Raw genomic sequence first — 14,688 nt, 5'->3', positions numbered from 1 at the left:
CCGGATCAGAACGCTTCGATTGCCTCGACGCGGTCCGGGTAGAAGGCGACATGGTCCTTGATCGGCAAGACCTCGTCATAGGGCGTCTCATAGCCCCAGACGGCGTTCTCGACCCGCTTGCCGTCGGCGACCAGCGACCAGTAGGACGCCTCGCCCTTGAACGGGCAATAGGTGCTGTGGGCGGTCTTCTCCAGCGCCTCGGCGCTGACATCGGCGATCGGCACGTAATGGACCGGCGGGTAGCTCGCCTCCTGCAGGCGGATGGCGCGTCCGGTTTCGGCGATCACCTTGCCAGCGAAGCGGACACGTAATTTCTGCGAAGGCTTGGACAGGGTGATCTTGTGGTCCGGGCGGCTGGCATAGCCTGGTCCTGAATTGCCGCTCATGCGTCTGCTCCTAATTTCGCTACGTCAACTTCCCCGTGAGTGGGTCAGTCTCCGGCAACGAAATAGTGCAGCGTCCCGTCGGGACCAATGCCGATGCGATAAAAGATCCAGGCGCCGTAGGATTCCATTTCGGCGAAGTCTCCGGCCGTAACGATCCGGTACATCTCCACCTTCTGCTGCGGCGTCAGCTTGGCGAAGGGATAGCGGGCGAAATAGGGCCAGACATACATTTCCTGCGCCGTACCGACATCGACATGGACCCAACCGGCCTCCAGCAGCTCCGTCAGGATCGCCAGGATCTCGTAGCCGTCCGGGTCGCCGGAGGATTCCTTCAGGAATTCGATCGGATCGTCCATGTCGCCGAATGTCAGCGTCGGCATCACCTCGTTGGCTTCCAGCACCAGCCGCATGCGCTCGATGTCGCCGGAATAGGCGGCTTCCAGCATCTGGTCGCGCATGCGGGCGACGGGCTTCGGCAGGTCCGCGTCGCCGTAGTGGACGACCGGCGGCGGTGCGCTTTCGTCGACCACCGGGGCGTGCCGCTCGGTCGAGGGCGGAGCGATCTCCGTCTCGATCGCGTCGGCGGGAATTTCGGGCACGAGCGGCGCATCTTCCTCTGGAGGGGCCACCTGGATGCGCTCCGTCTTGACGGGTGTCGCCATTGCCTGTTCGGCCGTGACGGCCGGCAAAATCAGCAGGACGGTGGCAAGAAGGGCCTGGGAAAGGCGGGGGGGAAGCATCAAGTTCGCTCCGGATTCGAGCCTGCGCGCTTGAGCGTTTCTAGCGCCCGGCGATGGCGGAATAAAGAGCCCCGGCGCGCAAAGTTCCGTCTCAAAGGTTGATGCGCGGGCCGGCATTGCGTATTCGAAGGCCGGTCAGGACGAACAGGCCGGGCTGGCCGTCAATCCGATCAAACGAGACTACGGACCCAGCAGTGCCGCCCTTTTCCTATTTCCTGATCGGTCTCGGCATCGGCCTTGTGACCAGCGCGCCGGCGGGACCGGTCAATCTGGCGGCAATCCAGCGCACTTTCCGCTTCGGCTTTCCGGGCGGCTTCGTCACCGGGCTCGGCGCCGTCGTCGCCGACAGCTTCTATGCGACGCTCGCCGCATTCGGCGTAACGGCGGTCTCTGACTTCATCGAGCTGCATTCCGGCATCATCCAGACGGCCGGCGGCATCCTGGTAATCCTGTTCGGGGTGAAAGTGATAACCTCCCATCCGCATATCGAGCCGAATGGAGGCGAGACGCGATCGCGCGCGCTGCGGAACCTGTTTACCGGTACCTTCATGACGCTGACCAATCCCGGCGTGGTGCTGGGATTCCTGGCGATCTTCGGCAGCCTGGGCAAATGGGCGCCGGACAGGGGGGATTTCGCCACAGCCTCGGAAATCGTGCTCGGCGTGGCGACGGGTGCGGTGGTGTGGTGGGCGTTCCTGTGCGCAATCGTTGCGCGGCTGCGCGACAGGATGACCGACGAATGGCTGGAGTGGATCAACCGCACGGCGGGAGCGTTGCTTATCGCATTCGGCATCGGCATCTTCATCCACCTGCTGTGGCAGACGGAGTTCTGACAAAGCCTTGCTGCGGAGCCGAACGGCTCCGCTGCTTCCTTCAGTGCATCGTGCGGTCGGTCGTGTATTCGCCGCGCAGGACGCGGTCGGCCAGGCCTTCCGCCAGCTTGGCAACCGCATCCTCGCCATAGGCGGCGACAAGGTCGGCAAGCGCGGTGAAAAGGGCCGCGTGGGCTACTGCGTCGGCGTCGACGCCATTGGCGATGGCATCCGCCCAGGCGTCGGTAATGAAGCCGAGGGCCGCACGGCGAACGTCTTCGTCGCTGGCGAACTGGTCTTCATGATCCAAGTCGGTGAAGTCGTTATCCTGCATCCTGCCCGCTTTCGAAAAGTGCCGCTGGGTCGGGCCGGAATATGCTCGAAGCACTGATCCTGGAACGATTTCCCATCCCTCAGGTGATTCCACCTTCGGGCAAATCGCTCCGGTTCCCGGTCCCTTTCGAGGGCGAATCATCAAATCCGCCACCCTTAAAGGGGTAAACGAATTCCTAAAAGTTGCCGCAGCTTTTATGCAACAAGGTTAACGGCAGTTAGGCAGTCTCAAGAATTCAAAAGAATTCAAATGCTTGTCAAATCGGGTCGGTGGACAACCCTGGGACCGTATGTGAATTGCCGGCCGGCCGCCTATCTGTCGCCTATCGATTGTAGCGGGTAGTCACATTGCGGACGATGCTGCCGGCCTCGCTGACGTAGCGGCTCAGGGTCAATTCGGCCGCCGGCGTGCAGTCGCGATAGACGGATGAAAAGCCGCGATAGCCCTGGTTGAAGCGCTCGATGAAGCGGCGCTTGCGGCTGTCGTCCTGCACCTCGGCCTCAAGCAGGGCCTGCATCTCGTCCCGCCACAGGCTGCCGTCGGGATGTCCGCAAAGCGGCCGCAGGTAATGCAGGGCGCCGAGGATTTCAGAAAGCCGCATCAGGTCCTGCTCGTAAGGCGGATCTTCCGGCTGTTCCTGAGCCGACAGGCTGGCCGCGCCCACCGACAGGGCAAGAGCAGCGCCGAGCAGCGCTTTCAGGCAGGCAAAGACGAGGTGCCGCGATACGGCGGCGGGCAAGCGGATCATGGCCGCAACATGCGAATTCCGAACGGCGTTTACAAGCAAAATGCGGGCATTGCCGGAGTCCCTAACAACTTGCAGCAGAGCCTTGATGAGCGTTGCCATTGAGCGTGGCGACGGATTGTCGTGCCGGCGTCGCGGCCCGCAGCCCTTCCCCACGGCGGGGAGAAGGGGGAGCAGGTGGCTCGCCATCCCGGTCCGAACAGGTGTTATCAAGCTCTAGTGAAATGGTGCCGGATGCGATCGGCCGTTCCTGGTGTCAGGTCGAGTTCGCCGATCCGGCCAAGGGGCACGAAGGCGGCTTCGGCCGCATCGTCGCCGGCGCAAACGTCGCCCGAGAGATAGGTTGCCCGGAACATCGCAATCACGAAGTGGCGTTCCGTCTCGCCTGCGTCGTTCCTCGTGATGAGGTCGAAGACCTCGGTCGGTTCGGCGTCCAGGTCTGCCACGACGGCGGTTTCTTCAAGGAGTTCCCGGCTGGCGGCATCCCGCATGGCTTCTCCGAACTCGACAAGTCCGCCAGGCAGGCTCCAGAAGCCGAGATAGGGTGCCTTGCCGCGCCTGACGAGAAGTACGCCGTCGGCCCGGCGGCAAAGAACGGAAACGCCGAAACGGGGCATGTCGGTCATGGGATACGATCCGGCTCAGGCAAAGAGCGCGTCGATGGCCGCCTGAGATTCGTCCTCCGCCGGCTCCTGCGTATCGACATGGCCGTGGATGATGGCACCGGCGACGGCGACGAGCGGCTTGATGGTCATCGTCGCCTCTTCGGCAAGGGAATTCGCCAAGGCCACCGGTTCGTCCGCCTGGCGCAACCGGGACTGGGCGGCAAGTACGGCGTCGTCGATGCGACGAACCACGGAGGTCAGCGCCTCTCGCAGCTCATCGGGGGCGGCCCGATAGGCGGTGATGGCAAGCTGCTTTTCGGAAAATCCGGACTTCTCGAAATGGGCTTCGTAGCTAAGGGGCGTCCATTCCAGCACGTCCTCGGCGCAGTCCGGCATCGCGGGCAGCATCTCCAGAAGCATCACGACTTCGTTGAAATGATTCAGGTAGTCTGTCGCCAATCCGGTCTGCGGATTGATGTTCGCCTGCTCCAGTCGTGCCTTGGCCAGTTCCCCGCGTCCTAGCGCGGCAGCCGCGTCGACCATGCTATTCCCCTTGATCCCATCTCCATGACAAGGTTAGCCCTCAATCGGTTTCGATTTGCCTAACCTTCGACAAGGACAGCGAAAATGTGTGGACGCTTCGCCCTGACCGCCTCGCCGGAAGAGGTGCGTGCGCTGTTGCAATATCTGGACCTCCCGAATTTCCCGCCACGCTACAACATAGCGCCGACGCAGCCGATCGCCATTGTCCGGCAGGGGCCCGGCGGGCGGCGCTTCGCCCTCGTGCGCTGGGGGCTGGTGCCAGGCTGGGTCAAGGATCCGGCGAGCTTCTCGCTGCTCATCAACGCGCGCTCCGAGACGGCCGGGGAGAAGCCGGCCTTCCGCGCTGCCATGCGCCACCGCCGCTGCCTGGTGCCGGCCAGCGGCTTCTACGAATGGAAGAAGATGGAGGGGGGCAGAAAACAACCGTTCTGGATCCGCCCCAGGGACGGCGGCCTCGTCGCCTTCGCCGGCCTCTGGGAAGAATGGAGCGATCCGGACAGCGGGGATATCGAGACCGGTGCGATCCTGACGACCAGCGCCGCCGGAAGGATCGCCGAGATCCACGACCGAATGCCTGTCGTCATCGGCAAAGAAGACTTCGCCGACTGGCTGGACGTCCTGAATGTGGGCCACCGGGAGGCGGCCGAGCTGCTGAAGCCGGCGCCGGAGGATCTCTTCGAGGCGATTCCCGTGTCGACCCGGGTAAATTCCGCGCGAGATGACGACCCCGGCCTGCAAGAGGAGGTGCAGCCTGTGTCTTCTGGCGGGGAAAAGGATGGCGGCGGGGATAGGAAGCGCTCCGGCAGGACGAAAGCCGCGAAGACAGACGGCCAGCTGGATCTGTTTTGAGGATTGGCTCGGGAATACTGCATTTGTATGTCTGCGCTTCGCATTCCCCGCTTTCCCCCGAAGGAACGGCTTTCGGACAATCCGGTGGCGTCATGAGCGTTCGGGTTCGTGAGCCTTGATCATTGACGGGAAATGCCGCTCTCTTGCCCGTACTGGTAGATTTGCCGCCCCGATTATTCAGGAGTTGCCGCTTTGGTCGAGATTTTGCCGATGGCGTTGGCCATGCTGCTTGCGCAGCTCACTCCGGGCCCCAACATGATGGCCGTTTCCTCCATCGCGCTCGGACAGGGGCGGCGGGACGGCATTCTGACCGCGTCCGGGGTTGCTTTCGGTGTCCTGATCTGGGCGGCGCTCTGTGCGTTCGGCATCGGTGCCCTGTTTGCTGCTTATCCGCAGGCAATCACCGCCATGAAGCTGATCGGCGGCGGCTACCTCGCCCTTCTTGGCGGCAAGGCGTTGATCGGCGCGTTTCGCGCGAAGGCGGTCGGGAGCGACGGCGGGATCCCCGCCGGCCTGAAGCGGCGGCAGGCGTTCCGAACCGGCCTCTTTGTGGTGCTGACCAATCCGAAGGCGGCGCTGATGTGGATCGCTGTGTCGCTCTTCATCGGTTCGGCCGGTGGTTCCGGCCTGAAATACCTGACTGTCGGCCTGTTGGCCTCGCTGTCGGCGCTGACGATCTATTGCGGCTACGCGCTGCTCTTCTCGACAGGCTTCGCGGCGCGGGCGCATGGCCGCTTCTACCGGGCGATCGAGACGGCCTTCGGGACGCTGTTCGGTCTGCTGGGAGCGAGGCTCCTGTTCGAGGGCGCGCGCGAGATCAGGGGCTGAAGGACGTCGCCGCGGCGTGCATGGGATCTCCTTAAACCACGCGCCCCGGATTGAGGACGCCGTTCGGATCGAAGGCGGTCTTGATCCGGCGCATCATGTCGAGCTCGATGTCACTCTTCACCTCGGTGAGGAGATGCCGCTTCAGCCGGCCGATGCCGTGTTCGGCGGAGACCGAGCCGTTGAACTCGTGCACGATGCCGTGCACCAGTTCGTTCATCTCGTCCCAGCGGGCGAGATAGGCCGCCTTGTCGGCGCCGACGGGCTGGCTGACGTTGAAGTGGATATTGCCGTCGCCCATGTGGCCGAAGGGAACCGGCCGGCAGCCGGGCACCATGGCCTCCACGGCGGCGATCGCCTGTTTCAGGAAGGCGGGGACGGAGGCGACGGGCACGGAGACGTCGTGCTTGATGGAGCCGCCTTCCTCGCGCTGAACCTCCGACATGCCGTGGCGCAGGTGCCAGAAGGCGGCAGCCTGCGCGCCGCTTTCGGCGAGTGCCGCATCCTCGACGAGGCCGGCCTCGAAGGCGTCGCCCAGGATTTCCTCCATCAGCTCGCGCAGGCCGGCACCCTCGGTGCCGGAGGACAGCTCAATCAGCACGTACCAGGGATGCGCGGCGGTGAGCGGGTCGCGCGCGCCGTGCAGATGGGATAGGCAGAATTCGATGCCGACGCGCGGCATCAGCTCGAAGCCGGTCAGCATCGGTCCCGCCTTGGCGCGGGCGCGGGTGAAGAGGGCGAGCGCCGACTCAGGGTCATTCAAACCGGCGAAGGCGACTTCCTGCGCCCGCGGCCTGGGGAAAAGTTTCAGGACGGCGGCGGTGATGACGCCCAAAGTGCCTTCCGCGCCGATAAATAATTGTTTCAGATCGTAACCGGTATTGTCCTTGCGGAGCGAGCGCAGGCCGTTCCAGATCTCGCCCGTCGGCAGTACGACCTCAAGCCCGAGAACCAGGTCGCGCGAGTTGCCATAGGCGAGCACGGCGGTGCCGCCGGCATTGGTGGAAAGATTGCCGCCGATCTGGCAGGAGCCCTGCGAGCCGAGGGTCAGCGGGAAGAGACGGTCCGCTGCCTCCGCCGCCTCGTGGATCTTCTCCAGCACGCAGCCGGCTTCGACGGTCATCGTGTAGCCTTCGGCATCGACGGTGCGCACCTTGTTGAGGCGCGCCAGAGACAGCACGATTTCCGTAGCGGTTTCGTCGGGAATCTGGCCGCCGACAAGGCCCGTATTGCCGCCCTGCGGCACGATCCTGAGCCCAAGCCGGTTCGCCTCGCGCAGGATCGCCGCGACTTCCTGCGTGCTGCCGGGACGCAGCACCGCGGGCGTCCTGCCCTGATAGAGGTCGCGCCACTCGCGCAGGTAGGGGGCAGTGTCCGCCGGCTCGGTCAGCGCGTTGGCCGGGCCAACGATGTCGATGAGCGGCTTGAGGGCGGCGAGATCGGTCATGGCTGTTCCGGTCGGTCGTTCAGAATGGCTGCGGCAAGGAGGCTGCAAATCGCGCGTACACATAGCACAACCGGCCGGCTTGTCGATGCGGCGAAGCCGTGATCGACCCGCCCCGCGACGGCTTGAAGGTCGCGGGGGGCTGTGCCATAGGAAGCGCACTCGGGATGTGGCCCCCGCTGGCGCAACCTCTGGCCTTATTATCGGCGGATATGGGCTCAAAGGCTTGTCCGCAAAGGGGCAGGACGGGGTTCGCCGGCCAGGTGCCCGGAAGCAGGCGCCGGCGAGGCGGGCCAACCATGACTAGGAGACGAGAATGGCGAATGCGCGCGCATTGATGGAGGGAAAACGCGGGCTCATCATGGGTGTCGCGAACAACCGCTCCATCGCCTGGGGTATCGCCAGGGCGCTGAAGGATGCGGGCGCCGAGATCGCGCTGACCTACCAGGGCGACGCGCTGCGCAAGCGCGTAGAGCCGCTTGCCGCCGAGCTCGACGCTGTAGTGGCCGGTCATTGCGACGTCACCGACGAGGCGACGATCGACGCGGTCTTCGACACGCTGAAGGAGACGTGGGGCAAGATCGACTTCGTCGTCCATGCCATCGCCTTTTCCGACAAGGAGGAACTGACCGGCCGGTACGTCGATACCTCGGCCGACAATTTCTCCAAGACGATGCTGATTTCCTGCTACTCGCTGACCTCGGTCGCGCAGCGCGCCGAGAAGCTGATGACGGATGGCGGTTCGATCCTGACGCTGACCTATTACGGCGCGGAAAAGGTGATGCCGCATTACAACGTCATGGGTGTCGCCAAGGCGGCGCTGGAGGCGAGCGTGAAATACCTCGCCGCCGACCTCGGCAAGGACCGCATCCGCGTCAACGCGATTTCGGCTGGTCCCATCAAGACGCTGGCGGCATCGGGCATCGGCGATTTCCGCTACATCCTGAGGTGGAACGAATACAACGCGCCGCTGCGCCGCACGGTGACGATCGAGGAAGTGGGCGATGCCGCGCTCTTCCTGCTGTCCGACCTCAGCCGCGGCGTGACGGGCGAAATCCAGCATGTCGACAGCGGCTACCATGTGGTCGGCATGAAGGCGGTCGACGCGCCCGATATCTCGGTCGTGAAGGACTAGGGCCATCGCGGCGACACTGAAAAGCGGGCTCTAGGCTGAATGTCGATTCAGCCTAGAGCCCGCTTTTATTTTCCGTGACAGCCGGCCTTTCATGGAATCAGCATAGACATAGGGATCTCGCCCGAACGCCGAACAGCGCTAACTATTTGATCTGACGGATCAACAGGAATTCGCCATGACATTCGACCGCGCCCGGCGCGCAACGCTTCCCTTCTTCGCCTTCATTCGCCACGGCGAGACCGACTGGAACGCGGAGGGCCGCATGCAGGGCCGCAAGGATATTCCGCTGAACGACAAGGGGCGCGGACAGGCGGCGCGCAATGGCGAGGCGCTGAAGGCGCTGCTGGAGCGCGACGGCATTGATCTTGGCGGCCTGGATTTCGTGGCCTCACCACTATCGCGGACGCGGGAGACGATGGAGATCCTGCGCGAACGCCTCGGCCTGGATCCGGCCGCCTATCGGCTCGACGAACGGCTGGTGGAGATCGGCTTCGGCCTGTGGGAAGGCCGAACGATGGAAGAACTTGCCTCGGAAGATGCCGAAAGAGCCGCCGCGCGGCGGGCCGACAAGTGGGGCTTCCTGCCGCCGGACGGGGAAAGCTACGCGATGCTGTCGGAGCGGATCGGCGGCTGGCTTTCCACTCTCGACCGGCCTTCGGTGATCGTCGCCCATGGCGGGGTCATGCGCGTGCTGCGCGGTCTGCTGATCGATATGCCGACGCGGGAAATTCCGGTGCTCGACGTGCCGCAGGACAAGGTGTTCCTGTGGCGCGACGGCAGGGACGGCTGGGTGTGAGGACGGCGTGACGCGGATCTTCGTCGATGCGGATGCCTGCCCGGTGAAGGAAGAGGTGGTGCGCGTCGCCGAGCGCCACCACCTGTCGGCCGTCTTCGTCGCCAACAGCTGGATGCGCCTGCCGGACGGCGCGCTGGTGGAGCGGGTGGTGGTGCCGGACGGGCCGGACAAGGCCGACGACTGGATCGCCGAACGGGCCACGGCCGGCGACGTCGTGGTGACGGCCGATATTCCGCTTGCCGCGCGCTGCGTGGCGGCCGGCGCGCTGGTGCTGGGACCGACGGGCAAGGCCTTCCGCGAGGACGGCATTGGCATGGCGCTGGCCATGCGAGACCTCAACAAGGAACTGAGAGAGGCCGGCGTCATCCGCGAGGGCGGGCCGGGCTTTACGAAGGCCGACCGCTCGCGCTTCCTCAACGTGCTGGAAACGACCGTGCGGGCCGCAAGGCGGATCGCCGGCGGGTGACAGGCGGAGTACGATCTTTAGGTGTGGTCGGTTATTATTATTGGTTAAATGTAAATTAATGGCTATTTCTGGATATATACGTAATTTCTATTAGTTGTCGGCAAGAAATTTCCTTATTTTTATTCGATCATTGTGCCCATGAGATATATTTTTCTCGATAAAATCATGTGTTAACAATCTAAAATTGCGCGAGAGGCTTGCAAGCATAAAGATTTATTTTCCGAGTTTACGCTGGCTTAATAAGGCGGGGCGATGATTATTCCTCTGCGATATTTCGATGGAGGAAACGATGAAGCAATTGCTCTATACCGCCGTTTTCTGCGCAATCTTCCAGCTGTTTCCCGTTTCCGCTCCTCGTGCCGACGATGCGGTGATCCTGACCATCGACGGCAAGGTTGCCGCTTCCCAATCGGTCGACTTCACGCGTGAGCAGCTTGAAGCCATGCCGATGAGTACCATCGTGACAACCACTCCGTGGCATGACGGGGCGACGACATTCGAAGGCGTACCGCTTTCGGTGCTGATGGAACGCGTCGGTGCGAAGGGCGAGCGCGCTGTCGTTTTCGCGCTCAACAACTACAGCGTTGATATACCGGTCGAGGAATTCGACGCCTACGGGCCGATCCTCGCCCTGAAACGCAATGGCCAATACATGCCGATCAGCGACAAGGGACCGCTATTCGTGATCTATCCCTTCGATCAGCGTCCCGAATTGAAGAACGAACTGCACTACACCCGGTCCGTGTGGCAGGTGCGCTCAATTTCCATCGAGTGACGCGTAACCCGACCCGAACATAGAGACCAAGAAAATGCGCTCGTCCAATTGGTTCCGTTGCCTGGCGGTCGGCGTGGCGTGTGCGCTGACGATGGCCGCATTCATACAGTGGCAGGTCAAGGACGCGTCCGAGGAGGCGGTCTCGCGGGCGCTGCAGTTCGATCTTTCCTGGACCGGTACCAATGGCCGGCTGGAGACGTCGGAACTCGAAAAATACGTCGCCAAATATGCAGCGACCGGCGAACAACGCTATGCCGATCAGGCGCTGGTTTTCTATCAGGTCCTGCAAAGCAGGCTGAACACCTGGAGCGCCGGCGGGTTCCGGATCTTCCTCGATCGCTCGCCCGAACGCACCAGGCGGTTCGAGGAACTGGGCGCGCTCATACATGAACTGGAAAGCCAGTTCGCGAACCTGTCCGAGCCTGAGGCGCAGCAAACGATCCTGCGAAAGCTCGAGCAGGCCTCTCCCCTTGTCAACCGGATCGGCGGCGAGGCCCATTCGGAAAGCATTGCCGAGGCATCGGAGGTGAGACAGCGCCTGCAGCAAAGGCATTTCCTCGACAACGTGCTGTCTGTGGGCCTGATCGCCATCAGCGGATTGCTGCTGGTGGCGATGTCCTTCTTGAACCACTGGCTGCGGCAGGCCCATCGGCGGGCGCGCGACAGTGCCGATGCCTTCGCCCATCAGGCCCGCCACGACGCGCTGACCGGCCTGCCGAATCGCTTCGCATTCGGCGAGGCCTTGAAAGGCGCGACCGCGGGCTTTGGAACCGGGCAGCCAATGGCGCTCTTCGTCATTGATCTCGACGGTTTCAAGCCGATCAACGATGCGCTGGGCCATGCGGCCGGCGACGAATTGCTGCAGTCCGTCGCCAGGCGCGTACGGGGCGTGAGCGGAGACTGGGGCTCTTGTTGCCAGGTGTTTCGCCTCGGCGGCGATGAGTTTACCGTGCTGATGAAAGGCGAATGCGCCTCGCACCGGGTCATTGAACGGGCGAACGAACTGTTGGCGGCACTTCGAAAGCCCCACAAGATCACAACCGGCAACATCATCGTGGATGCCACCATCGGCGTTGCCCGCTCCGACGCGGAAATGACTGGAAGCGATGAAATCTTCGTCGATGCCGACCTTGCGCTAAGCCGGGCGAAAGCGTTGGGCAAGGGCATCGCGCTGGAATACGAGCCCTCGATGCACGCGGAATTGCGCCGCCGAAGCGAGATCGAGGCAGCGCTTCCCCTTGCTATCCATAACGGCGAGATATTCCCCTATTATCAGCCGCAGGTCGACATGATCAGCAACCGGATTGTCGGTGTGGAAGCGCTGGCGCGCTGGCGCCATCCAAGCCTTGGGTGGATCTCGCCCGGGGAGTTCATACCGATCGCCGAATCTTCTGGGCGGATCTGCGATGTCGGGCAATTGATCCTCACAGCGGCCTGCGAAAGTGCAATGCAGCTGCCGGCCGACATCCGCATTTCCGTGAACATTTCCGTCGCTCAGTTGATCCGCTACGACGTCGTCGACCTGATCAAGAACGTGCTCGAGCGATCCGGTCTGGCGCCGGCGCGGCTGAAGCTTGAGGTGACAGAGTCGATCTTTATGAAGGACGGCGATCGGATCTTCGCAACCTTGCGGGCTTTGAAAGCCATTGGCGTCGGTATTTCACTCGACGATTTCGGCACGGGCTATTCGGCGTTGTCGTACCTGCAGCACTTCGCCTGGGATGAACTGAAGATCGACCGCCAGTTCGTCAGGTCGCTCGAGGCGGAAGAAGAGAGCCACCATATCGTGGATGCCGTGGCGTCTCTCGCCGGCAGGCTTGGAATTCCCGTTACCGCCGAAGGGATCGAGACGCGCGAGCAGCATCTGATGCTGCGGGCGAGGGGCTGCAAGTTCGGACAGGGATATCTCTATGGCAAGCCGATGACGTTCGACGCGTTGCGGCAGGCCGTGAAGGAGGACGGGCACGCTCGCAACGTCATCCCGTCATACTCCGTGGTCTGACTTCCGCTCCCGCCGCCGCTAAGCGCCGGCGGCACCGAAATATTGATCCTGGACCAATTTCTCGCCGATCAGGTGTCTCCATTCGATCGGCAAGCGTCCTATTCCTCCACCACGACGATGTGCACCGCGCGCGGACCGTGGGCACCGAGCAGGATCGTCTGTTCAATGTCGCCCGAGCGTGAAGGGCCGGTGATCATGTTGACGACGCGCGGCATCTCGCCCTTGCCGTAGGTGGCGCGGATGCGGGTCCACACGGCTTCCATGTCGCCTTCGATATCGGCCGCACGGATCACGGCGATGTGGTGTTCGGGCAGGAAGTTGATCGTCGTCGGATTGTCCGGGCCGGATGCCAGGACCAGCGTCCCGGTCTCGGCGACGCCGGCAAGGGCGTGCGACAGGCCGACCTCGTCGCTGCCCTTGGCACGGCCGCTTTCGATCGTCAGGTTCTTCTGGCCGCTCCATGGCATCTCGGCAAGGAAGGCATCCGCGCCCATGCGTACATGCGCCGGCAGGTTCTTCTGCCTGAGATAGTCGGTTACCGCCTGCGGCACGTCGGCCGTGGAGGCAACACGGGCAACGCTTGCCTGGACGGCCTCGGCCATCTTGCAGAAAAGGTCGAGCTTCTCGGCCTGCGGCAGCTGCCCGCGCCGGGGAACCACGCCCTTCGGAGTGCGCTGGAGACGATCGGTGACGGCGGCGCGGCGGGCGGTGTCGTCGCTCTTGCGGCCCAGCGAGGCGCGCACCTTGGCAAGAATGTTGTCGCGCGGGGTGGTCATGCCGCTTTCGCCTTCATTTTCTTTTGCCTTTCGGCCCATTGGCTCTGGAAGGTCTTGCCTTCAGGAGCGGGAAGGTCGCGATGCCTGGTCCATCCGCCGGCAAGGGGCAGGGCGGCAAAGCGGCCCTTGCCCTTGCCTATCGCGCCGAGCAGGCGCATCGCTGTTCCGGTCGCGAACTGGTAGAGCGCCGGCCGCTTGGCGAAGAAGGCCCAAAGCCCGAGACCGTAGCGGGCCACGGCGGAATTGAGATTTCGCTCGAACTCGCGCTCGCGCCAGTGACGCATCATCTTCGGCAGGGGGATGCGCATCGGGCACACGCTCTCGCAGCGCCCGCAGAAGGTGGAGGCGTTCGGCAGGTGGCCGGCCTTGTCGACGCCGACAAGCGAGGGGGTCAGCACCGCGCCCATCGGTCCCGGATAGACCCAGCCGTAGGCGTGGCCGCCGACAGCATGGTAGACGGGGCAGTGGTTCATGCAGGCGCCGCAGCGAATGCAGCGCAGCATCTCCTGATACTCGGTGCCGAGCATTGCCGAGCGGCCGTTATCGAGCAGGATGACGTGATATTCGCCCGGCCCGTCGGGATCCTCGTCGCGCCGAGGGCCGGTGGAGAAGGTCGTGTAGACCGACATGTCCTGGCCGGTCGCCGAGCGGGCAAGCACGCGCAGGATCTGGCTGACGTCCTCCAGCGTCGGTACGATCTTCTCGATGGAGGCGACGACGATATGGGCCTTTGGCAGGGTCTGCGTCAGGTCGCCGTTGCCCTCGTTGGTGACGATGATCGATGTGCCGGTCTCGGCGACCAGGAAATTGGCGCCGGTGATGCCGACATCGGCCTGGAAATACTTCTCGCGCAATACCGCGCGCGCCTCGCCCAGCAGCGAGGTCGGTTCGTCGAGATTGCGTGACGGGTCGAGATGGGTGTGGACGCGGCGGAAATCCTCCTCCACCTGCTCCTTGTTGAGGTGCACGGCCGGCGCGATGATGTGGCTTGGATGCTCGCCGCGTAGCTGGATGATGTATTCGCCGAGATCCGTCTCGACCGGCGTGACGCCATGCTCCTCGAAAAAGGCGTTGAGGCCGATCTCCTCGGTGATCATGGACTTGCCCTTGGTCACCGTCTTGGCGCCGAGCCTGCGGCAAATCTCAAGGATGCGATTGCGGGCATCCTCCGCCGTTTCCGCCCAGTGGACCTGGCCGCCGGCCGCCTCGACCTTTTCCGCATAGGTCTCGAGATAGAGGTCGAGATGGGCGAGCGTGTGGTTCTTGATGTCGCGCGCGGCATCGCGCAGCGCCTCGAATTCCGGCAGAGCGTCGGCGGCCTTCTGCCGCTTGTCGATGAAGCCCGCGCGCACATTGCCGAGCGCCTTCTGGAGCTGGGCGTCGGCAAGCGCCTTGGCCGCGTTGTCCTTGAAGGTCGGGGAGGTGATCTGCATGCTGCCGCGTCCTCTCAAATGT

The 14,688-nt window shown here is 63.5% G+C and carries 17 protein-coding genes; 8 read left to right on the top strand and 9 right to left on the bottom strand.

All coding sequences use genetic code 11. From position 1 onward, the window contains the following. Positions 1 to 5: 5 nt before the first annotated feature. Together H2509_RS19240 and H2509_RS19235 are read right to left on the bottom strand one after the other, a co-directional pair. Positions 6 to 386 carry a DUF427 domain-containing protein gene (locus H2509_RS19240; protein ID WP_182168087.1) on the bottom strand — a complete coding sequence of 127 codons (381 nt, stop codon included), beginning with the start codon at positions 384 to 386 and terminating at the stop codon, positions 6 to 8. A 44-nt stretch (positions 387 to 430) separates the two neighbouring features. Next, a complete protein-coding gene (locus H2509_RS19235) occupies positions 431 to 1,126 on the bottom strand; it encodes a hypothetical protein (protein ID WP_182168086.1) in 696 nt (231 codons plus the stop codon). Positions 1,127 to 1,320: 194 nt separating this feature from the next. Here H2509_RS19235 and H2509_RS19230 point away from each other — a divergent pair, with 194 nt between their 5' ends. Continuing rightward, positions 1,321 to 1,959 carry a LysE family translocator gene (locus H2509_RS19230; RefSeq protein ID WP_328805131.1) on the top strand — a complete coding sequence of 213 codons (639 nt, stop codon included), beginning with the start codon at positions 1,321 to 1,323 and terminating at the stop codon, positions 1,957 to 1,959. A 40-nt stretch (positions 1,960 to 1,999) separates the two neighbouring features. Here H2509_RS19230 and H2509_RS19225 read toward each other — a convergent pair whose 3' ends face one another. The 4 genes from H2509_RS19225 to H2509_RS19210 form a co-directional block, all read right to left on the bottom strand. Continuing rightward, a complete protein-coding gene (locus H2509_RS19225; RefSeq protein ID WP_182168084.1) occupies positions 2,000 to 2,272 on the bottom strand; it encodes a hypothetical protein in 273 nt (90 codons plus the stop codon). 322 nt (positions 2,273 to 2,594) lie between these two features. Further along, entirely contained in the window at positions 2,595 to 3,020 is a 426-nt protein-coding gene (locus H2509_RS19220; protein ID WP_182168083.1) for a TIGR02301 family protein, read from the bottom strand. 206 nt (positions 3,021 to 3,226) lie between these two features. Next, positions 3,227 to 3,643, bottom strand: a complete 417-nt coding sequence (locus tag H2509_RS19215) for an NUDIX hydrolase (RefSeq protein ID WP_182168082.1) — start codon at positions 3,641 to 3,643, stop codon at positions 3,227 to 3,229. A gap of 15 nt (positions 3,644 to 3,658) precedes the next feature. Then, the gene (locus H2509_RS19210; protein ID WP_182168081.1) at positions 3,659 to 4,165 is read right to left on the bottom strand and encodes a hypothetical protein; all 507 of its coding nucleotides are present in this window, start codon (positions 4,163 to 4,165) and stop codon (positions 3,659 to 3,661) included. An 84-nt stretch (positions 4,166 to 4,249) separates the two neighbouring features. On the opposite strand from H2509_RS19210, the gene H2509_RS19205 reads away from it, so the two are divergent. Together H2509_RS19205 and H2509_RS19200 are read left to right on the top strand one after the other, a co-directional pair. Then, positions 4,250 to 5,014 (top strand): SOS response-associated peptidase, encoded by a 765-nt coding sequence (locus H2509_RS19205; protein WP_182168080.1) that lies wholly within the window; start codon positions 4,250 to 4,252, stop codon positions 5,012 to 5,014. A 192-nt stretch (positions 5,015 to 5,206) separates the two neighbouring features. After that, positions 5,207 to 5,842 (top strand): LysE family translocator, encoded by a 636-nt coding sequence (locus H2509_RS19200; protein WP_182168079.1) that lies wholly within the window; start codon positions 5,207 to 5,209, stop codon positions 5,840 to 5,842. A gap of 31 nt (positions 5,843 to 5,873) precedes the next feature. Here H2509_RS19200 and H2509_RS19195 read toward each other — a convergent pair whose 3' ends face one another. After that, positions 5,874 to 7,286, bottom strand: a complete 1,413-nt coding sequence (locus H2509_RS19195; protein ID WP_182168078.1) for an FAD-binding oxidoreductase — start codon at positions 7,284 to 7,286, stop codon at positions 5,874 to 5,876. 313 nt (positions 7,287 to 7,599) lie between these two features. Here H2509_RS19195 and fabI point away from each other — a divergent pair, with 313 nt between their 5' ends. From fabI to H2509_RS19170, 5 genes are all read left to right on the top strand, one after another. Continuing rightward, positions 7,600 to 8,418 (top strand): enoyl-ACP reductase FabI, encoded by an 819-nt coding sequence (gene fabI, locus H2509_RS19190; RefSeq protein WP_182168077.1) that lies wholly within the window; start codon positions 7,600 to 7,602, stop codon positions 8,416 to 8,418. 175 nt (positions 8,419 to 8,593) lie between these two features. Then, positions 8,594 to 9,214: a histidine phosphatase family protein gene (locus H2509_RS19185; protein WP_182168076.1), complete on the top strand. Its 621-nt coding sequence runs from the start codon at positions 8,594 to 8,596 to the stop codon at positions 9,212 to 9,214. A 7-nt stretch (positions 9,215 to 9,221) separates the two neighbouring features. Beyond that, a complete protein-coding gene (locus H2509_RS19180; RefSeq protein ID WP_182168075.1) occupies positions 9,222 to 9,680 on the top strand; it encodes a YaiI/YqxD family protein in 459 nt (152 codons plus the stop codon). 289 nt (positions 9,681 to 9,969) lie between these two features. Beyond that, positions 9,970 to 10,455 carry a molybdopterin-dependent oxidoreductase gene (locus tag H2509_RS19175; protein ID WP_182168074.1) on the top strand — a complete coding sequence of 162 codons (486 nt, stop codon included), beginning with the start codon at positions 9,970 to 9,972 and terminating at the stop codon, positions 10,453 to 10,455. Between the two features lie 91 nt (positions 10,456 to 10,546). Then, positions 10,547 to 12,457, top strand: coding sequence for a putative bifunctional diguanylate cyclase/phosphodiesterase (locus H2509_RS19170; RefSeq protein WP_182168073.1), 1,911 nt, complete (start codon positions 10,547 to 10,549; stop codon positions 12,455 to 12,457). Positions 12,458 to 12,555: 98 nt separating this feature from the next. Here H2509_RS19170 and H2509_RS19165 read toward each other — a convergent pair whose 3' ends face one another. Further along, positions 12,556 to 13,233 (bottom strand): LutC/YkgG family protein, encoded by a 678-nt coding sequence (locus tag H2509_RS19165; RefSeq protein WP_182168072.1) that lies wholly within the window; start codon positions 13,231 to 13,233, stop codon positions 12,556 to 12,558. Beyond that, positions 13,230 to 14,666 carry a LutB/LldF family L-lactate oxidation iron-sulfur protein gene (locus tag H2509_RS19160; RefSeq protein ID WP_182168071.1) on the bottom strand — a complete coding sequence of 479 codons (1,437 nt, stop codon included), beginning with the start codon at positions 14,664 to 14,666 and terminating at the stop codon, positions 13,230 to 13,232. The genes H2509_RS19165 and H2509_RS19160 overlap by 4 nt, the downstream gene beginning before the upstream one ends. Between the last annotated feature and the right edge of the window lie 22 nt (positions 14,667 to 14,688).

This window comes from Stappia albiluteola (genome assembly GCF_014050225.1).
GTDB lineage: Bacteria > Pseudomonadota > Alphaproteobacteria > Rhizobiales > Stappiaceae > Hongsoonwoonella > Hongsoonwoonella albiluteola.
The sequence above is the reverse complement of the archived record's forward strand: the minus strand, read 5'-3'. Positions and strand labels throughout refer to the sequence as shown.